We start from the raw sequence: 21266 nt of genomic DNA, 5'->3' as shown, positions 1-21266 counted from the left end.
GTAAATTTTGTTTTTTTGTACGGAAGCTATAGTACAAATTTTGGTGGAGGGGTATCTATATTTGGATACTCAGAAATATAGTTTTTAGACTTAAAACGCACATTTTTACGCTTCTGATTTTTTCTAAAAGAGATAGAAACAACAGAATAAGGAATAATTTTCACTTCTTTAATTGTATTTTTTCCATGATTTTCTTCCTCTTCATTCATGTTAATTAAGATAGAAATGTCTTGGGCGTTATCAATTAAACTAATTACTGTTGGCGTAATTAATAGGGAAGAAAATATCAATATAAAAAAAAATGCTACTTTAAGCTTCAAATATTTTTTTTTGCAAATTTAATAAAGCTTTTTGTATTTAATGTTAAAAAAAAATTAAAAAGCGGTTAATAGTTTGATGTCTTCAGCGTGTATCCAGCCTAATCTACCATCATTAATCTTAACTTTTTTCCATTCATCTAAGCCATCTAAAACTATAATTTTAGTACCCTCATGCAACGTAAATGTTTCTTCGGAGTTTAATGTAGGTGCATTTCTAACTTTAGTTTTTTCTGCAAAAACAATCGCTTCTTTATTATTAATAGTAAAATTATATTGATTGTAAGTAATAAATAGTGAGGTAATTAACAATATAAAGCTCACCATACTTGTTGTAAAATAGAATCTTTTTTTAGAAGGTCCATCAGCAAAATAAAATAGTAAAAACAAGAAGCTTCCTAAAACAGAAAAGAGTATAACTACTATTGCCCATTGGTTGTAAGAGAACTGTTGTAAATAATTTATTTTAAATTTTTGTAATACTGTTTTTGGTAATTCCTCAATATTATCTAATGCTAAACGTTTTGCAAAAACCAAATTGTTTTTTACATCTGCATTTAAAGGATCTAATAGTAAAGCTTTTTCATAATAATAGATTGATGGTCCTACTTTGTTAAGCTTATAGTAAGAATTACCTAAATTATAATACAATTCTGATGATACTAATTCTTTTGCTTCTATTTGCTTGTAAAACTCAATAGCCTCGCTAAATTTGCCGTTTTTATATAAGTTATTTGCAGATACAAATAGGCTATCTACATTTTGTGCAGTAACCGAATTGGCAATTATCAACAATAAAAAAAATATTCTTTTCATTCGAAATAGTCTATATTGAAATATACCTACAAGGTTTTTAAAGCCTTGCAGGAAATAGGTTATAATTGTTTATCTAATTGAACAATAACTTGTTTTGCGCGCTCAAATTCAGCTTCCATTTCTGTATTTGTTATCTGTGAGTAACGCGCCATATCAGAATGTTTTAAAACTTCTATAAATTGAATAATTGTTGTTGGTTCAACTTTTTTATTTTCTAAAATTTCTGTAATTTTTTCTTTACTAATATCTGCTGTTTCAATACCTAATTTTGCTTTTAAGTAGTTGTGTAATGCTCTTTCTAAAGCTTCGTAAAAAGCTTCTTTTTTACCTAATTGTTTTTGAGCTTCAGATAAATATTTTTTAGCTAATTTTTCTGCTTTTCTAAGCTTGTTACCTATAAGGTCATTACTTCTTTCTTCATTCTTTTTAGCAATAAAAATACCAATAGGAATTGTTATTAAAGGTAATAATAATAAAATGTAAAATAAGTTAGACTTAAAGAAATCATCTGTGTCTACAAGTTCTAAATTACTTTTTGTTTGTATGTATCTAAAATTATTACCTGTAGAAACTACATCTTGTTTTCGCGTAGCATTTGTATCTATTGCAGGTTTTAATTCTTTTCCATCCAACACATCTACAAAGAAATCATCTGTTGTAATTGTATGGTATTTTTTTTCATTCGGATTAAAATAAGAGAAAGAAACATTTGGTATTTTATATTTCCCTTTATACTGCGGAACTATGGTATATAAATCTGATACTTCACCAGAAATTCCACCAGCATTTATCTGTATTTTTTCTTTTCTTTCTGGTTGATATTTTTCTAACTCAACAGGTGTTGTTACCTCTGGTAATTCAAATAATTTTAAGTTCCCCTTACCAGAAACAGCTACTTTAATTTGAGAACTTTCATTGGCTTTTAAAACTCCCTTACTTAAGGTAACATTAAAATTAAAATCACCAACGGCACCTTTGTAGTTTGTTGGTTTTCCTTCTAAAGGAAGACTTCTAGGGTTAATTATTTTTTTAGCTGATGCAAATTCTTTTTGAACATTTCTTGTAATTACATTTCCAAAAAAATCTGCTCTACCTGTAGGAACTCCAATAACAATATCCATTTTCATTGGATCTATTGTTAAAACCCCTGTTTTTGTAGGTATTAATAATGCCTTCTGAAGCACGATATATCTATAATCTTCGCCATTATACTTCCCTATTTTTACAGGGTAATTATCTATTTTAATAGCTTGGTTCCAGAAACCATTGTATTTAGGAGCTTCTGTAACATTGGTATCATAGACGCTAACATTTTCACTAACATACAATCTATATTCTACATAAATACCTTCTCCCACATAAGGGCTAGATTTAGATATTTCTGCTACTAAATGAATATTTTGTTGAGCAATATAATTTGGATCATTTGGGTTCTTAGGAATATCTACAGCATCTAAAACGATAATTTTTATAGGTTCTGTTTTTATGGTTTTACCAGAAATTTTAATACTTGCAGACCCAATAGTTAATTCTCCTTTTCTTTCTGGTTGAATAATGTAGGTGTAAGACTGTGAAAAGCTTGTTTTTCCATTTATCCAAGATTGACTAACAGATTGGCTTGGACCTCCTACTACTTTAAAATTAGTAAACCTAGGGGGAGAAAAGTTGTCTCCACCTTGTTTGTTTATGGTAAACTCAATTCGTAATCGTTGGTTTACTGCCAATTTATTTTTGCTTACTGTGGCTGTTAAGGTAGCTTCTTGGGCAGCTACAAAAGTGGTTACGAAACAAAATATAAGCATTAAAGCTCCTTGAGATTTTCCTAACAAGGAGAACCAATCTTGAGTTTTACTTATTGTTTTAATTTTATAGGTATTCAATTTTGTACTTATTTTTTAAACAAACTAATTTTTAGAATATGATGTACGCTAGCTCCCAGAAAGAAGAATGGCAGATTTTTACCAATCTTTTTCTTGTTTTACTTTTTTGCCTTTTGCTTTTTGAGCATTCATTTTCTTTTGAGTTTTCTTTTCCTCATTATTTAAACTTTCTAGCAATTGCTTTACTTGTTCTGGAGACATTTTTCCTGGTTGAGGTTTTGGTTTTTCTTGTTTCTTTTTCTCATCTTTTTTAGGATCTTTATTTTTATCCTTCTTATCATCTCCCTTGCCGTCTTTGTCTTTCTCGTCTTTTTTGTCCTTATTATCTTTGTCTTTATTTTTGTCGTCTCCGTCTTTCTTATCGTCTTTGTCTTTCTTATCCTGGTCTTTTTTATCTTTATTGTCTTTATTTTTATCGTCTTTGTTATCTTGATTTTCCTTTTCTAATAAAGATTGGGCAACGGCTAAATTATAACGAGTTTCATCATCATTAGGATTATTTCTTAATGAGTTTTTATAGGCATCTACTGCAGGTTGATATTGTTTTTGCTCCATCATTGCGTTACCAATGTTATGATACGCTTCTGCCTTTGTAAATTTGTCTTTTGCAGTTTCTGCAGTTAATTCGTATTGGGGTACTGCCTCTTTAAAATTATTGTTTTCATAAAGAGCATTTCCTAAATTATAAGACGCTTTATCGTATTTTGTATTATTTGCTAATGATTTTTGATACGCAACAGAAGCATCTGTAAATTGTTTTTTATTGTAGAGATCATTTCCTTGTCTTAACAATTTTCTAGCTTCTCGTTGTAAGGCAATAGAATCTTTTTGTGCTAAAATTTCTTTCGGTGAAAATAGCATTAAGAAAACGATAAGGATGTATTGTAAAATCTTCATGTTATCTTTAACTTCTTTCATAATTTGTGTCTTTTTACATAAAAGTAATGATTACAAAAGTAAGGTATTCAAAAAAAGAATTTTGTTAATAAGTTGTTATTTTTAAGGAGGCTAATATTCATTTTTTTAGGTTGCTTTTAGTATTGTGTTGTAACAACGGTAAATGAGTTGAATTATAGAAGATTTGTCATTTTATTTCTCAAAACAAAAAAAACATCCAATAAAATCTGTTATAGATTCTATTGGATGCTTTTTATTACTATCGCTGCATATTAATGCAGAACTGTATGTATTATATTTAATCTACTTAAGCAGCTATTTCTCGAGTTAACCATCCGCTTTTACCGGCAGTTGCAATTGAGTAAGGTGTTATCCAGAATAAGCCAAAAGTATATAGTATGCTGTAAGAATATGCCCACAGCGCTTCTTTTAAATCATATCTTTTAGTATAGAATAATACCGGGAATGTAGACACAACTAAAATACTTAATAACGTAGAACTGATAAACAAAACTGGGTGTGTAAAAACAAAAAACATCATAAATAATAAAAAAGGATATGACATGATCATTTTTATAGACTGATTTACAAATAACAATCTAGACCCGAATTTACTTCCTTCTCTAAAGTCTGTAAATACATATTTATACATAGCAATGTTTTCTCTAACATTACTTCTTCCCCATCTAATAAACATTTTATATAACCCTTTGTAATCTTCTGGTACATTTGTATAAGCGTATGCGTTTTTTTGAAATAGCACGCTGTAACCTTGTTTTAAAATCATATTGGTTAATGCTCTGTCTTCTCCAATATCAGAAGCTTTACCCATAAATTTTTGATCAATCCATTCTGGTAAACATGCAAAAACGGCACTAGCTTTATAAGCGGCTAAAGCACCAGGAGTGCATAAAACAGAATTTAAGCTGCTTTCTGCAGAACGTTTAAACTCAAAACTCATTACAAAACTTACATTTAGCATTTTAGGTAATAATGCTTTCTTATTATTCAAGACTTGAATATTACCAGCCACTGCACCACATTTTTTATCAACAACAATAGGACTTACCAAATTACGAAGAGTATCTTTTTTTACTATAGAATCACTATCTACAGTTACAAATACTTCTCCTTTTCCCATATTAAAACCACGGTATAGAGCTTGTCTTTTACCCATGTTTTTGGGTTGTTGCATAATAGTTACTTGATCTCCTAAAAGTTTTTTAGCCTCTTTCATCCAATGCCAAGTATCATCTTTACTACCATCATCTATAGATAATAATTGTAATTTTTCTTTAGGATAATCACTTTTAGCTAAACTTTTTAAAGTATCCCAAACTTGTTTTCCTTCATTATAAGCTGGTACAATTACCGTAATTGTAGGTAATTCTTCATTACTTACAGATTCTATAGGTTTGTATTTAAAATACAAAAACACATCGTAAATAAAAGTTAATACTCCAAAAGCAAATAGTACTGCGGCTAGAGTAAAAAATATAAATCCAAACTTATTATTTAATCTATCTAAATTAAATTTAGAAAAATCATCTTGTAATATGTAAACTACATACGCAGCTCCAATCATTATAACAAAAGAGGCTACCAAAGTAAGGATAGCTTTAAAGTTAATTGGCGTATTTATTTTATCTTCTATAGAAAATTTATTATTATTTAATTTTAAATTAAAGCTAGCTATTTTCATGTTGATTATTAATTAGTTCTTCTTGTACTAATATTAAATCAATTTACGTACCATTAGTAGTTGTGCCTTGTTTATAGGGAGTTACCTTTTTTAAGGTTTTTAATGTGTATATTTTTTACCCACTTAGTGAGTAAAAAGTATACCTTATTAAGTAAACAGCATACACAGTTATCTTTTTTGATAAAGTTTTTTCTGATGAATGTATTAAAACGAATGAGCCGATTAAAAGTATTAATCGGCTCATTTAAAATTTTACTTTATAAAAAAAAAATCTAATTATTTAAGAAATTAGTTTCTCTAGTTTAATAGATTACTTGGTAGCTAACATTGAAAGAAATTATTATTTCTTCGTTTTTTCTTCATCAAACAAATCTACTTTTCGCAACCATTTGGTTTTCTTATCAAATAATAAAATATCAATCACTAAGAATAGCAATCCAATTGCAACAAACCATTGAAATTGGTCTTTGTAATCGGAAAATTGTTTTGTTTCGAATTCGCTTTTTTCAGCATTAGCAATAATATCTGCAATTACTGTTACCGGTTTTTCTGTAATGTTACCATCAATATATGTGCCATTTGCTGCATCTGCAATGCCTTGTAATACATCTGGCATACGTTTGGTAATTACAGTCTCTCCTTTATTGTCTTTCTTGTAACCAATCATAGAGCCATTTAGGCGCATGGGTATTGGTCCTCCGTTTTCTGTACCTACACCAATTGTATAAATTTTTACGCCCTCTTCGGTTAATGTTTGTGCTACTTGTTTTGTTTCTTCTTGATGATCTTCACCATCAGAAATAATAATTAAAAAACGGTTGGTTTGTTCATCATTATTATAATAGGTTTTTGCTAATTCTAACGCTCCATTGATGTCTGTACCTTGGCTAGAAACCATATCTGGATTCGCGTTTTGCAAAAACATATTTGCTGCAGCATGATCTGTGGTTATTGGTAAAAGCGGATATGCATTTCCAGCATAAATAATAATACCAACTCTATCTGAGCCTAATTTATCAATTGTTTTAGAGATAATTTGTTTCGCTTTTTCTAGTCGGTTTGGCGCAATGTCTTCTGCCAACATACTTTTAGAAACATCTAATGCAAAAACAATATCTACACCTTCTCTTTTTACGGTTTGTAATTTGGTTCCCATTTTAGGGTTTACTAAAGCAATTACTAAAAAAGTAATTCCTAAAAGTAAAAATACCAGTTTTAAAACCGATTTAAAGGTTGATGAATTTGGAGCTAAATTTTTAAGTAAATTTAAATCAGCAAATTTTTTCTGTGTTCTTTTTTTCCACCATAAAACCAACAAGAAAACAACAATCATTGCTGGAATGATTATTAAAAGTGAAAAATAAATTGGTTCTTCTATCTTATACATTGTTTAATTGTGTAATCGTTTTTTATTTATGTTGTCACATCGAGTGAATTTGATTTTTTATCAAATTTGTATCGAGATGCTTTAAATGTTCTCGATACAATTTTTTCGTTCCTCAAAAATCACTCGAACTAACATTATGTTTTTCTAATTTTTTAAATGAATGATTTAAAAATGGTGTTTCTCAACAAAAACTCTAATAACAAGAATCCTAATCCTAAAAAGATGAAAATTCTATATTTTTCTTGATAATTGTAATATTTAAACTCTTCTATCTTTGTTTTTTCGAGCTTGTCAATTTCATCATAAATCTCTTTTAATGACTCATTGTCTGTAGCTCTAAAGTATTTACCTTGGGTTTCGGTAGCTATTTCTTTAAGCAGTTCCTCATCAATTTCTACGGGTAGTTTTCTAAATTGTAATTCTCCTGTTCTTGGATCTTTACTGTAAGGAAAATCTGCCATTCCATTAGTTCCTAGTCCTATGGTATAGGTTTTAATTTCTAGTTCTTTTGCAAGTTCTGTAGCTGTTCTTGGGTCTATGTTCCCAGAATTATTTACACCGTCTGTTAATAAGATAATAACCTTACTTTTTGCGGTACTTTGTTTTAGTCTGTTCACCGCAGAACCTAATCCCATTCCTATTGCTGTTCCACCTTCTAATTGTCCCCATTTAAGCTCAGAAATAGTTCGTTTTACAATTCCTTTATCGCTTGTAATTGGTGTTTGTGTAAAGCTTTCTCCAGCATACACCACAATTCCTATTCTGTCGTTTGGTCTTCTATCTACAAAATCTATAGCTACTTTTTTCAGCGCTTCTAATCTGTTAGGCTTTAAATCTTTTGCTAACATACTGGCAGAAACATCAATTGCCATTACAATATCTATCCCTTTATTGCTTTTTGTTTTTTTACTTACAGCAACGTTTCTAGGTCTTGCTAAAGCAACAATAATTGCAACTAAGGCCAGTATTCTTAAAAGGTATAATACTGGTTTTAATTTTGATAAAAGCGAGTCTGTTTTAAAACCTTTTATACTTGGCATTGTTAATACTGCTGCATCTTTTTTGCGCATAAAAAAATGCCAGACCGCTACAAATGGAATTAAAATTAGCAGCCACAAAAACTCCGGATTATGAAACTCAAAATTACTCCAATTCATCATTTTCTTCAATAATTGGTTTAGGTTTTAAATTACTCACAATATCCTGAGCATCTTTTCTATCTTCTTCTATTTCTATAGCTAAAGGTTTCGATTTTGCAAATTTCACCAAATCTGCTTCTCGTAATAGATCTCTTAACTTTTTAATAGTATCTTCTGATGTTTGAATGGTTTCTGCATCTTTAAAGTCTTTTAGCATATCTAAAACTTCGTCAGTTGTTTTTTCTAAAGCAGGTACTTTTAATTCTCGCTCAATATAACCACGTACAATTTCTGTTAATTCAGAATAATATTCTTTCACTTTATTGTTTTGCCACAATAATTTTTCGTCTAATTCATTTAGTTTTAAAATAGCTTCGTCATAAGGAGGCATTGCTTTATAAGTATCTTCCTCCACTTCTTCTTTTCTTTTTCTGATGACAAACCAATAAATCCAGAAACCGATAATTGCTAATGCTGCTAAAAGTATGTAAAGGTATATTTTGAAATCATCAAAAGTATATGGTTCTGCCTTTATAGATTTAATAGGGAACTTCTTAACTTTAGTGGTGTCAATAGCAATAGTAGCTACATTTACTAGTAAAGAGTCGGTTAAATAAGCTTGGTTTTTTACAAAAATTTGTTGTTGTGGAATGTAAAACGCACCACTATCAAAACCTGTTAAAATATACTTTCTAATTAATGAGTTTTTTACAGTATCTATCTTGGTAGAGTCTATAATTTCTAAGCCTTTTAGAAGTAATTTAGGTAAGATTACATTCTGTGTGTCATCCACAGTAATCTTTAAATTGAATTGTTCACCAATTCTAATATTAGTGGTGTCAATTTCTGCTTTTACCACTGGTTTTTGTGCAAAACTTATGGTAGAAACGAATAATAGTATGTAGAATAGTTGTTTTTTCATTTTTAAGGGTAACTGCGTTACTATCTTCCTTTATGTTTAAAATAACCTAATAATTTTTTTACGTAGTTTTCATCAACTCTTGTGTTAACAGTACCTGCGCCACTTCTTTTAAACATATTTATATAATAATCAGACAAACGTAAGGCATTTGCTTTGTAGCTCGTTCTTACAGATTTTGATGACGTATTTATCAACTGTACATTGCCGGTTTCTGAATCTAACATTGGTACCATTCCTAAATTAGGAATTTCTTCATCGTGTTTGTCAAAAACTCGAATTCCTGTTAAATCGTGTTTTTTAGCTGCAATTTTTAGTGTTTTTTCGTAATCATCATCCATAAAATCGGATAACATAAAAACAATGGCTCTTTTTTTCATCACACTAGATAAAAACTTTAAAGCAGCAGCAATATTCGTTTTTTTACTTTTAGGTTTAAATTCTATCAGTTCTCTAATAATTCTTAAAACGTGACTTTTTCCTTTTTTAGGAGGAATAAAAAGCTCTACATCATCAGAAAATAAAATTAAACCTACTTTATCATTATTTTGAGTAGCAGAAAAAGCCAATGTAGCGGCAATTTCTGTAACCGTATCTTTTTTAAATTGTGTAGATGTACCAAATAATTCCGAACCAGAAACATCCACTAAAAGCATCATAGTTAACTCTCGTTCTTCTTCAAAAACTTTAATATAAGGCTCGTTATAACGTGCGGTAACATTCCAGTCAATTGCCCTTACATCATCGCCAAATTGGTATTGTCTAACTTCAGAAAAAGTCATACCACGTCCTTTGAAGGATGAATGGTATTCACCTCCAAAAATATCATTAGACAAACGCTTTGTCTTAATTTCTATTTTACGAACTTTTTTAAGTATCTCCTTAGTTTCCAACGTCTAATTGTTTAATTGTTGAAGCGTGTAATTGAATCGGTTTTTTTTAAAACATGAGTAAGCAACTGCCAACTGCAACTGTTTTTACTGCCAACTTTTTGCTATGGTACTTCAATCTCATTAATAATTGAGTTGATAATATCTACAGAGGTTACATTTTCTGCTTCCGCTTCATAGGTAATTCCTATTCTGTGACGTAAAATATCAAAAACAACCGCTCTAACATCTTCTGGTATTACATACCCTCTTCGTTTGATAAAAGCATAACACTTTGCAGCTTTTGCAAGGTTAATACTTCCCCTTGGTGAAGCTCCGAAACTAATTAAATCTTTTAATTGTGGTAAGTTATATTTTTCTGGATAACGAGTTGCAAAGATGATATCAAGAATATATTTCTCAATTTTCTCATCCATATACACTTCGTTAGCGACTTCTCTTGCTCTTAAAATTTCTGCAACAGTAACTACAGGATTTACTTTTGCAAATCCGCCAGATAAATTCTGACGCATAATAATTTGTTCGTCTTGTAATTTTGGGTAATCAATAACAACCTTCAACATAAACCTATCAACCTGTGCTTCTGGTAAAGGATAGGTTCCTTCTTGTTCTACTGGGTTTTGAGTTGCCATTACTAAGAAAGGTTCGTCTAACTTAAAAGTAGTATCACCAATAGTAATCTGGCGCTCTTGCATTGCTTCTAACAAAGCAGATTGCACTTTTGCTGGTGCTCTGTTAATCTCATCTGCCAATACAAAATTTGCAAAAATAGGCCCTTTTTTAATCTCGAAGTTGTTTTCCTTCATGTTGTAAATCATGGTTCCAACAACATCTGCGGGTAATAAATCTGGTGTAAACTGCACTCTACTAAAAGAAGCTTGCACTGCTTTAGACAAAGTGTTTATTGCTAGCGTTTTTGCCAATCCAGGAACCCCTTCTAGCAAAATATGACCGTTTCCAATCAAACCAATTAACAAACTTTCTATCATTTGTTTTTGACCAACAATTACTTTATTCATTTCTAAAGTAAGAATGTCTATAAAGGCACTTTCTCTTTCTATTTTTTCATTAATAGCTCTTACATCTACATCCATTGTAATATTGTATTAGGTGTTATTTTTTACAGGAACAAAGCTACAATAATAACAAAATTATTGTTGTTAAAAGAAGGTTAAAGATGTCTATTTTTTCAATTTATAAAAAAATTATAACATAATGAAATTGTTAAAATATTGGGATTTTAGTTTAAAAACCCGATATTTAGAGTCAATAACTTTAAATATAATTTAATATGAGAGAAAATTACTTATTTAAAAACCTAGTTATCACTTTAATGTTTTTACTTCCTATAGCTATGGTGGGGCAAACAATAAAGGGTAAAGTTACAGATGCATCTGGAGGCGGATTGCCTTATATGAATGTTGTAGAAAAAGGAACAACCAACGGAACCGTTACAGATGATAATGGAGAGTTTACCATTATTGTAAAAAGCTTACCTATTAAATTGGTGGTTTCTTCTATGGGTTTTGCTACAAAAACGGTAAATGTTAGTACCGCTGCTTATGTAACAATTTCTGTAAAGGATGATAACTCTTTAGAAGAGGTGGTGGTAATTGGGTCTAGAAATCCTAATAGGTCTGCTATAGATTCTCCTGTACCTATAGATGTTGTAGATATTAAAGAATTAACGGCAAGTGCACCACAAGTAAACTTAAATCAGATTTTAAATTTTGTGGCACCTTCTTTTACTTCAAATACACAAACAATTGCTGATGGTACAGATCACGTAGATCCTGCTTCTTTAAGAGGTTTAGGTCCAGATCAAGTATTAGTATTAATCAACGGAAAAAGAAGACATACATCTTCATTAATTAACGTTAATGGAACTTTTGGTAGAGGTTCTGTAGGTACAGATTTAAATGCAATACCTGCTGCTGCAATTAAAAGATTAGAAGTTTTAAGAGATGGTGCTGCTGCACAATATGGTTCTGATGCAATTGCAGGTGTAATTAACATTGTTTTAAACGAAAGTGTTAATGAGTTATCTATGTCTGTTACTACGGGTGCTAATTTTAGTAAAAATGCAAACGGACAAACAGGTGGAGTAGACGGACAAACAACCAACGTAAGTGCTAGTTATGGATTGCCTTTAGGAGACAAAGGTGGTTTTATTAACTTCTCTGGAGATTTTGATGTACGTGAAGCTTACAATAGAATGAAAGAATGGGAAGGAGATGTTTTTAATTTATATAACACCGTAGAAAGGTTTGCAAATAATGATGGTTATGATCTTACAAAATTATTAGATGATGATGTAAGTGATGTTATACAATATGCAAACCAAGCTGGTATTAATTTAAATGGTGCAACCACAAAAACGGATTTGCAAGGTGTTTTAATTGGAGATAATACTACAGCAGAATTAGCTGCAAGGGGTTTAGAAAGAAAAGACTTTAACATGAGAGTGGGACAGTCTAAAGTACGTGGAGGTAGATTTTTTGCAAACTTTAAATTACCTTTAGATGATAACGGAACCGAGTTGTACTCTTTTGCGGGTATCAGTTCTAGAGATGGTAATTCTGCAGGTTTTTACAGATTACCAAACCAAGAAAGAACGTATACGCCAGCTTATATTAATGGATTTTTACCAGAAATTAATTCAAGAATTTCAGATCAATCATTTGCAGTGGGTATCAAAGGAAAGATTGGTGATTGGAGTGTAGATTTTTCTAATACGTATGGTGAAAATGCTTTTGATTATATTATTGGTAATACCTACAATGCTTCTCAAGGAACTGCTTCTGGAACTACTTTTGATGCCGGTGGATTCTCTTTTTCTCAGAATACAACTAACTTAGACTTGGCAAGATTTTACGAAGATACTTTTGATGGTTTTGGTGTTGCCTTTGGAGCAGAACACAGATTAGAAAATTATGAAATTATTTCTGGAGAAGAAGCATCTTACACACAATACCAAGCAAATGGTACTACTTTTACAGGTGTTTCTGGAACAAATCCTTTACTAGACTTTTTTGGAAGAAATAGACCAGGAGGTTCTCAAGTATTTCCAGGTTTTGGACCTAAAAACGAATTAGATAGAGCACGTAGTAGTGTTGCTGCTTATGTAGATTTAGATGCAAAGTTTTCTGATACTTTTTCAACTACTTTTGCTACACGTTATGAAAACTATTCAGATTTTGGAGGAACATTAAATTTTAAATTAGCATCTATTTATAAGGTTTCTGATAACTTTAGAATTAGAGCTTCTTTTAACACTGGTTTTAGAGCACCTTCTTTACATCAATTAAATTACAATTCTACTTCTACCATTTTTCAAGATGGTGCTCCTATAGAAGTTGGTACTTTTGCAAATGATAGTAAAGCAGCACAATTATTAGGTATTCCTCAATTAAAAGAAGAAACATCAAATAGTTTTAGTGCAGGTTTTACAGCAAAACTTCCAGAATCTAACATTACATTTACGGTAGATGGTTATGTTGTAAATATTAATGATAGAGTAGTGTATACTGGTCAATTTAAGCCACAATATAAAGATGATGACCCTGCAACAGCTGTAGATGAATCAAAGGAATTTAAACCAGGAAATGCAGAGCTTTCAAATTTATTAATACAAGCAAATGCAACAGCAGCGTCGTTCTTTGCAAATGCAATAGATACTAGATCTACTGGTGTAGATGTTGTTATTTCTCATAAAGCAAACCTTGGGGCAAATACAAGATTAAAAACAGATTTATCTGGTACGTTTTCTCAAACAAAACAAACGGGAGGTATTAAATCTTCTCAAATTTTAAAAGATGCAGGTCAAGAAGAAACGTATTTTCCAGAAGATAGTAGAATTTATTTAGAAGAGTCTGTGCCAAGAACTAAAATGGTATTAACAAATAGTTTAACTACAGGTAAATTTAATGTTTTCTTAAGAAATGTTTATTTTGGTAAAGTGTCAGAGGCTACTAATTCAATAGCGAATCAACAAAATTTTGCATCTAAAGTTGTTACAGATTTATCTCTAGGATTTAAAGCTACCGAAGATTTAACTTTTACAATAGGAGCTAATAATTTATTAGATATCTATCCAGACAGATCTATTGAAGCAAACCGTAGTAGTGGTCGTTTCGATTGGTCTAGAAGATCGCAACAATTTGGTGCTGGTGGTAGACATTTATTTGCAAGAGTAAGTTTTAACTTAAAATAAAATAAGTATCTTATAATAAAAAAAAGCGGCAATTTTGCCGCTTTTTTTTATTTGTACTTTAAAAGTTTAAAGGAATCACTAAACTCTCCGTACGTAAAATACTGAATCCAATCTCCAATATTTATATACGTACTATTTTCTTCTAATTTTATTTCTAAAGGAAGGTGTCTGTGGCCAAATACAAAATAATCGTAATGCTGTTGGGCTAGTTGCTGTTTGCAATATTGTACCAGCCATTCGTTTTCATCACCTAAATACTTGGCATCATCATCCCCAGAAATTAGTCTGTTTTTTACAGACATATAATGACCTAGACTTACACCAATATCTGGGTGTAACCATCTAAACATCCATTTAAATAAAGGAAAGGTAAACACTTTTTTCATGCGTTTGTAGCCATAGTCTCCAGGGCCTAAACCATCTCCATGACCAATTAAAAATTTTTTATTGTTAATTAAAAACTCTTGTGGTTCTTTATATACAGGTATGTTTAGTTCTTTTTCAAAATAACCATTCATCCATAAATCATGATTACCAATAAAAAAGTAAATAGGAATTCCTGAGTCTTTTATTTCCGCTATTTTCCCCAAAATTCTTACAAACCCTTTAGGAACTACGGTTTTATACTCGAACCAAAAATCGAATAAATCGCCTTGTAAAAAAATGGCTTCTGCATCTTTTTTAACTTCATCTAACCAAGCAACAAACTTTTTTTCGCGAGGAAAACTAGCTTCTGGAGTAGGTGCACCAAAATGTTGGTCGGATGCGAAATAGACTTTTTTATTCTCTGATGTTGTTATAGAAATCAAGGAGTTATTTATTTAGAACGGTAAAAATATAAAAACTAATTTATAAACCGGTAAAAGCAATTAAAAAGGTTGGAAGCAGATTTTGTTTTTAGATTAAAAACATCTCGATACAATTTTGCGAAAAAGCAAAATCACTCGATGTGACAGTATGGGGTTTAGAATGAATAATCACGTAGTTTCTTTGCGTTCAGTTTTGTTTCCATCCAGTTTTGTTATTTCGACCTTTTGGGAGAAATCACATATAGTTTGTTGGCGCTGTGGTATCACTGTTATGAGATTTCTCCTTTTGTCGAAATGACAAAACTGTATTTTACCCTTTCCGCTTAACAAATATTTTGAATAATACACGCTGTCAGTTCGAGTGAAATTTCTTTTTCAGAAATTTGGTATCGAGAACACTTCAATCAAAAAAACTATTCTTTAATAATCTTTTTATATAAGTTACCAGCATCCGTAAAAACTTTGATAAAATAAACACCTTTACTAAGTTTACTTAGATTAATTTCTTTGTTGGTAGATGTAAGTATCTCTTTACCAGGGGCGTTGTAAATGGTAGCACTTTTAAAAGTTATTTTTTTTGATGTTTCAATAGTTAAAATATCACTTACTGGGTTCGGAAATAAAGAGATGTTTTCTAATATAAAAGGATTGTTTTCTATACCTAACGTAGTGGTGTTATTTTTTGAAATTAAATGAGAATCAGGATCAATATTGATAGCGCTTACAGAGAAATTTACATTCTCTATAAAGGTTTCTCCATTTGTTAAATTGTCTAAAACAAGATCTAAAACCTCTCCATTACTCCCGTATAAACGTATAAGAACATTGGCTTCAAAGAAAGAAACAGAAGCATGACTCTGAGTTTGGTTTAATTGTATGCTTATGGTGTTTGTTGTTGGTTGATGCCAGTTTACATTATAAGTTGGATAGCCTTGGTTGTAAACCCAATCGTTAAAAAACTCATTTAAATCTAAACCACTTACGGTTTCTAAATGTGCCATTAAATCTGGAGTTTTTGCATAATTATAAGCTAAATCAGGATCTGAAATGTAGTTTTTTAAAGCATCAAAAAAATGGGTATCTCCTAATTTCTTTCGTAACATGTGTAAAACCATTGCGCCTTTGTTGTAAGATAATCTACTGTTAAATATTCTGCCAACGCTTGTGGTATCTGCATCCGTAAGATACACAGCGCCATTTTTAGATGAGGTTACAGAGTTTATTGTAGAATTTCTCCAACTTTTAAAAGAAGCGTCTCCATCTAGGTGCGCTATGGTTAAACCAGATAAATAAGTAGCAAAACCTTCGTTTAACCAAATATCTTTCCAGCTACCGCAAGTAACTTTATTCCCAAACCATTGGTGTGCCAATTCATGCGCAATTAATCCACGATTAAAATTCCCCATAAAAGAAACAGTGGTGTGTTCCATTCCTCCACCCCAACCAAATTGAGCATGCCCGTATTTTTCATTTTTGTACGGATAATCGCCAAACAAATCGATAAAATGTTCCATAATATCAACCGTAATTAAAGTGTTGTTTTGTGCTGAAGTTAAATTCTCTGGATACACATAATTTATAATCGGAAAATTATTTTCATTATGAGAAACCTGATGCGAATAGGTTTTATAATCGGTCACTGCAATGGCTATTAAATAAGCAGGAATAGGGTGTTGGTGTTTAAAGTGGGTGGTTTTATAACCTAAAGTAGTTGTTGTGCTCTGCTCTAATCCGTTGGAAACGGAAACATATTGTTCTGGTGCAGTAATATATACATCAATCGTGTCAATTTTATCATTTAAATCTTGCTTACAAGGCCACCAACCTAAAGCGCCATAGGGTTCAGAGAGTGTCCAAAGTACTGGCGTATTTGATGCTCCGTGTGTGTTTACTTCAAAAGAACCAAAGCCATTACTTGTTGGGTTTCCGTTGTAATCGATAATAACTGATGTTGAATTTCCTTGATTTAAAGTATTTTGAAGTGTAATAACTAATTCGTCATTTGAATTCTGAAAAAAAGTGACTGCATTTTCATTTTGAGTTACCGAAGTAACGGTCATATTATCATCTAAATCGAAAATAACAGCGCTTAAATTGTTTAAAGCAGTAAAAGTGGTAGTTACTTTACCGGAAATAGCTGCTATGGCAGGATCTACAGTAAACTCTAATTTATGATAGGTAATATTGTAATTAGACGTGTTTGGGTTTGCTTTAAAATGAATTTTTGTTGCGGCAGATTTTGCTTCTGATTCTGCAATTTTTATGAGTTCTTGGGCAGTTGCGCTTGAAATATGACCAAAAATAAGGAGGCAGACAACCAAAAAACGAATCATAATGAATAGGATTAGAATTTAAAAGTACTGTTTAAAATTTAAAATAAAAAATATAGGTGTTAAAGTAGTTCTGTAATTTTTTAGAATGTACCTATCTTTGCAACATGTTAGAAGATAAAAATACACAAAAGACGTCGTTGGCCGAACTAGGTGAGTTTGGTTTAATCAACCATATTACAAAATATTTTAAAGTACAAAATTCATCAACAATAAAAGCTATTGGAGATGATGCTGCTGTTTTAGATGCTTCGGATAAACAAACTTTGGTTACCACAGATTTGTTGATTGAAGGTGTGCATTTCGATTTAAGTTACATGCCGCTAAAGCATTTAGGCTACAAGGCAATAATGGTAAATTTGTCTGATGTATATGCAATGAATGGTGTTGCAGAACAGGTTACAGTTTCTATTGCCGTTTCTAACAGATTTCCATTAGAAGCAATTGAAGAATTGTATGCCGGAATTCAGTTGGCTTGTGAAAGCTATAATGTAGATTTGGTTGGTGGAGACACTACTTCTTCTACCAAAGGAATTTTAATTTCTGTAACTGCTATTGGTAAAGCAGCAAAAGAAGATGTTGTGTATAGAGATGGAGCAAAGGAGACGGATTTAATTGTGGTTTCTGGAGATTTAGGTGCTGCGTATTTAGGCTTACAGGTCTTAGAAAGAGAAAAACGAGTTTTTAACGTTGATCCAAATAATCAGCCAGATTTAGATAATTATACCTATTTAATTGAGCGTCAGTTAAAGCCAGAAGCACGTAAAGATATTCCGGGTTTATTAAAAGAAATGGAAGTAAAACCGACTGCTATGATTGATGTTTCTGATGGACTTTCATCTGAACTTTTTCATATTTGCACGCAGAGCAAAGTAGGGTGTAAGGTATACGAAGATAAATTACCTTTAGATCCGCAAGTAATTTCTGCTTGTGAAGAATTTGAATTAGATTCTACCATGGTTGCTTTAAGTGGTGGTGAAGATTACGAACTTTTATTTACAGTGCCTATTGCAGATTTTGATAAAATAAAAGGAAACCCACACTTTTCTATTATTGGACATATTACTGCAGAAAACCAGGGCTTAAATTTAGTAACAAGAGCAGAGCAAGAAATTGAATTGAAAGCGCAAGGTTGGAACGCTTTAAAGAATGAATAAATACAGTGATGAGGTTATATAGAAAAAGGCGAAAAATTTTAAATTTTTCGCCTTTTTTATTTACTGTTATCAATAGTTTTTCTAATTTGATATAAAAGTTATTTTTCTTGTATCACTGCTGTTATAGCATTTAATGTAGTTTTCATTTGGCTTTCATTGGTAGCTCCCATATGACCAATTCTAAAATAAGAGTTTTTAAGTTCTGGCAATAATCCTCCAGCAAGTATAACTCCTTTTTCATTGATTGATTTTAATATAGATGCATCCATATTTTCTGGGTAAAATATAGCTGAAAGTGTATTGGCAGCTATACTTTCTCGCTTTGGAATCATTTTTAGACCAAGGTTTTTAAGTGCAATTCGTATTTCTGTTGCAATATGTTTATGTCTTTCAAAACGAGTATTTAAGCCTTCTTTTAAAATGTTATCTAAACTTTTTTCTAAGGCAATTATAAGGTTTACTGGTGGTGTCCCAAAATACGAAGTTTGTTTGTTTTGATAAGCCTTCATAACTGGTAGCCAATTATTCCAGTCAGCGTAATAATTTGGTACAGGAGTTTGTCTTTTTTTAAATAATTCTATCGCTTTTTCTGATACTGATAATAAAGCCAAACCCGGAGGAACTCCAATAGCTTTTTGTGAAGCTGTAAGTACAACGTCTACTCCCCAATCATCTTGTTTAATTTCTTCTCCTGCAACAGAGCAAACACCATCAAGAATAGAAAGTACGTTGTATTTTGTAGCTAATTTACAAATAGCTTCTGCATCGTTTAATACCGCTGTAGAAGTATCTACATGGGTGAACGTTAAAAGCTTATAGTTTTTAGATTTTAGATGCTTTTCAATAACTGACATAGGTACAATATCTCCTGTTTCAGAAGCTACAATATCTACATTTGCACCATATCGTTTAAGTATTTCAGCGTAGCGTAAACCAAAATAACCTGTAGAAATTACAAGTACATTATCTCCTTGTTCAATAAGATTAGCTACTGCCATTTCCATAGCAAAAGTTCCTGTTCCTGCAACAATAAATACTTGACCAAGCTCTGTTTGACAGACCTCTTTAAAACCTTTTAAACTATTTGCAAAAATATCTATAAAATGAGGGTCTAAATGACTTGGTGTAGGTTCAGACATAGATTGTAAAACATTTGTTTCAAACTCTATTGGGCCAGGAATCATTAATAATTTTTTCAATTGTATTCTATTTTTAAATTGTTGGTAACTTAATTGATCTGTAAAGTTTTAATGTTTTAGATTAGAAGTTAAACGAAATTAGTAGTTTTTTATGAGAAAGCCAAGTAAACTATTCTTGTAAATAAATAACCGTAGAAATTTTAAAAAGTCTATTCGTATTTTAATTTCAGTGCTTTTCTTTTGTCTTGATCCGATACTTTTTTTTGTTTCCAATAAGGCTCTGTGCTGCTTGCTTTTAGTTTTGCAGTTGTTAATAACCCTGTTCCATTATCTTCTGTCCAATTCAAAATTTTGTATGGAAAGTTTTTTTCTACTCCAATGGTAAGTGTTCTATTAATACTTAGATACTTTATTTTATAGTTGAGTGTTTTTTCTGATGTTGTTTTGCTAATTTTTGCTTTCTCTACATCCATTTTTTTGTAGTTAAAACGGCTGTAAATAGTAGAAGGAATTAAATTGATTTCTCCTTCTGGTAATTGCCCTTTTGCAATACGAATTTTAGTAAATAATGCTTCTTCTAAATAAGTAGCATTAATTGTTTTCTCTTCGTCTCCATCAGCTTCAAAATAAGAAAATTGTTTAAAATTATAGGTGTCATCAGCAAGGTTTAACTGCGTAAAAGTATGTCCGCACCATTCTTGAATACTGGTTGAAGATTTTAAGGTAAAAGGATATTTTTTAGTGTTAATAGGTGTAAAAGTAGAAGTGATAATAGCGTAATCGTAAATGCCTGTATTAAATTTACGAACATGATTTAGTTTCATGACAGAAACAGCGTCGGTTCCTGCTTTTTGCGGATTGTCTAATTTTACTTGCTTGCTAACAGAAAATGGTTCTGTAACAAAAACCAAAACAACTTCTCCTTCTCGTATTTCGCCATATCTAGCCTGTTTTAAAGTATAACTATTCAACTCAGCTTTCCCAGAATACCAATACTTATTAAATTGATTATTTTTAGAAATAGGGTTGGTCTCTTTTTTTATAGTTGCTTGAGATGTTTTATTTGTTTGTCCGGATTGGCAACCTATAAAAGAAAAAAGGACTAAGTAAAAAAGGGCAGATCTAGTATTCATCATGTTTTGTAACTTATGTAGTTAATCATAAATTGGTCGAAAATTATAGATAAATTTTACAAAACGTTTGATTATTTACTTTTTATCACTTAAAAGCTTTTGCAAATAGTCATTTTGTTTTTCTAGAAGCTCGTTGGTTTTGTGCATTAACTCAATATTTTTAGGAGTTACAACTGCTTTATTCTTTGGGTCGTCTGCTTTCTTTTTTATAGAATTCATCACTTTAACAACCAGAAAAACTGTAAAAGCAATAATTAAAAAATCGATACTAGCTTCAAATAATTTACCGTAACCAATAGCAATTTCATCAACAGTAATTTTTTCTTTAACGAGTATCGCTTCTCTTAGAATAATTTTTTTGTTTTCCCATTTTGTACCTTGAGTCATAAAAGATAGCGGAGGCATTAAAACTTCTTTTACCAATACGCTTATTACTTTGTTAAAAGCAGCGCCAATAATAACCCCAATAGCAATATCTATCATGTTACCTTTTACGGCAAACTCTTTAAAATCTTCAATTAATTTAAACTTCATCTTT

The 21266-nt window shown here is 31.0% G+C and carries 17 protein-coding genes; 2 read left to right on the top strand and 15 right to left on the bottom strand.

Features of this window, described 5'->3' with window-relative positions; translation table 11 throughout:
• Positions 1-26: 26 nt before the first annotated feature.
• The 10 genes from GQS58_RS06005 to GQS58_RS05960 all read right to left on the bottom strand — a co-directional run bounded on the left by GQS58_RS06005 (position 27) and on the right by GQS58_RS05960 (position 11041).
• Positions 27-320 (bottom strand): hypothetical protein, encoded by a 294-nt coding sequence (locus GQS58_RS06005; protein ID WP_166383862.1) that lies wholly within the window; start codon positions 318-320, stop codon positions 27-29.
• Between the two features lie 54 nt (positions 321-374).
• Positions 375-1133 (bottom strand): SH3 domain-containing protein, encoded by a 759-nt coding sequence (locus GQS58_RS06000; protein WP_166383860.1) that lies wholly within the window; start codon positions 1131-1133, stop codon positions 375-377.
• A gap of 59 nt (positions 1134-1192) precedes the next feature.
• Complete coding sequence (locus tag GQS58_RS05995) at positions 1193-3013, bottom strand: BatD family protein (RefSeq protein ID WP_240914563.1); 1821 nt, start codon at positions 3011-3013, stop codon at positions 1193-1195.
• Between the two features lie 78 nt (positions 3014-3091).
• Positions 3092-3931, bottom strand: a complete 840-nt coding sequence (locus tag GQS58_RS05990) for a tetratricopeptide repeat protein (RefSeq protein ID WP_240914562.1) — start codon at positions 3929-3931, stop codon at positions 3092-3094.
• 286 nt (positions 3932-4217) lie between these two features.
• Positions 4218-5612, bottom strand: a complete 1395-nt coding sequence (locus GQS58_RS05985) for a glycosyltransferase (RefSeq protein WP_166383858.1) — start codon at positions 5610-5612, stop codon at positions 4218-4220.
• Positions 5613-5952: 340 nt separating this feature from the next.
• Positions 5953-6999, bottom strand: a complete 1047-nt coding sequence (locus GQS58_RS05980) for a VWA domain-containing protein (RefSeq protein ID WP_205860397.1) — start codon at positions 6997-6999, stop codon at positions 5953-5955.
• Between the two features lie 152 nt (positions 7000-7151).
• Positions 7152-8156: a vWA domain-containing protein gene (locus tag GQS58_RS05975; RefSeq protein WP_166383954.1), complete on the bottom strand. Its 1005-nt coding sequence runs from the start codon at positions 8154-8156 to the stop codon at positions 7152-7154.
• Complete coding sequence (locus GQS58_RS05970; RefSeq protein WP_166383856.1) at positions 8143-9060, bottom strand: BatD family protein; 918 nt, start codon at positions 9058-9060, stop codon at positions 8143-8145. The genes GQS58_RS05975 and GQS58_RS05970 overlap by 14 nt, the downstream gene beginning before the upstream one ends.
• 20 nt (positions 9061-9080) lie before the next feature.
• Positions 9081-9950, bottom strand: coding sequence for a DUF58 domain-containing protein (locus GQS58_RS05965; protein ID WP_166383854.1), 870 nt, complete (start codon positions 9948-9950; stop codon positions 9081-9083).
• 101 nt (positions 9951-10051) lie between these two features.
• Positions 10052-11041: an AAA family ATPase gene (locus GQS58_RS05960; RefSeq protein ID WP_166383852.1), complete on the bottom strand. Its 990-nt coding sequence runs from the start codon at positions 11039-11041 to the stop codon at positions 10052-10054.
• Between the two features lie 197 nt (positions 11042-11238).
• On the opposite strand from GQS58_RS05960, the gene GQS58_RS05955 reads away from it, so the two are divergent.
• Positions 11239-14160 (top strand): TonB-dependent receptor, encoded by a 2922-nt coding sequence (locus GQS58_RS05955; protein WP_166383850.1) that lies wholly within the window; start codon positions 11239-11241, stop codon positions 14158-14160.
• A 47-nt stretch (positions 14161-14207) separates the two neighbouring features.
• Here the strand turns inward: GQS58_RS05955 and GQS58_RS05950 are convergent, their stop codons facing one another.
• Both GQS58_RS05950 and GQS58_RS05945 read right to left on the bottom strand, forming a co-directional pair.
• Positions 14208-14969, bottom strand: coding sequence for a UDP-2,3-diacylglucosamine diphosphatase (locus GQS58_RS05950; protein ID WP_166383848.1), 762 nt, complete (start codon positions 14967-14969; stop codon positions 14208-14210).
• 413 nt (positions 14970-15382) lie between these two features.
• Positions 15383-17302 carry a M1 family aminopeptidase gene (locus GQS58_RS05945; RefSeq protein ID WP_166383846.1) on the bottom strand — a complete coding sequence of 640 codons (1920 nt, stop codon included), beginning with the start codon at positions 17300-17302 and terminating at the stop codon, positions 15383-15385.
• A gap of 104 nt (positions 17303-17406) precedes the next feature.
• Here GQS58_RS05945 and thiL point away from each other — a divergent pair, with 104 nt between their 5' ends.
• Entirely contained in the window at positions 17407-18456 is a 1050-nt protein-coding gene (thiL, locus tag GQS58_RS05940; protein WP_166383844.1) for a thiamine-phosphate kinase, read from the top strand.
• A 98-nt stretch (positions 18457-18554) separates the two neighbouring features.
• Here the strand turns inward: thiL and GQS58_RS05935 are convergent, their stop codons facing one another.
• The 3 genes from GQS58_RS05935 to mscL form a co-directional block, all read right to left on the bottom strand.
• The gene (locus tag GQS58_RS05935) at positions 18555-19655 is read right to left on the bottom strand and encodes a pyridoxal-phosphate-dependent aminotransferase family protein (protein WP_205860396.1); all 1101 of its coding nucleotides are present in this window, start codon (positions 19653-19655) and stop codon (positions 18555-18557) included.
• Between the two features lie 149 nt (positions 19656-19804).
• Complete coding sequence (locus tag GQS58_RS05930) at positions 19805-20731, bottom strand: hypothetical protein (protein WP_166383842.1); 927 nt, start codon at positions 20729-20731, stop codon at positions 19805-19807.
• A gap of 72 nt (positions 20732-20803) precedes the next feature.
• The gene (gene mscL / locus GQS58_RS05925; RefSeq protein WP_166383839.1) at positions 20804-21262 is read right to left on the bottom strand and encodes a large conductance mechanosensitive channel protein MscL; all 459 of its coding nucleotides are present in this window, start codon (positions 21260-21262) and stop codon (positions 20804-20806) included.
• Between the last annotated feature and the right edge of the window lie 4 nt (positions 21263-21266).

The organism is Polaribacter sp. 11A2H (assembly GCF_011379025.1).
In the GTDB taxonomy this organism is placed as follows: Bacteria; Bacteroidota; Bacteroidia; order Flavobacteriales; family Flavobacteriaceae; genus Polaribacter.
This window is presented reverse-complemented; position numbering and strand designations above follow the sequence as displayed.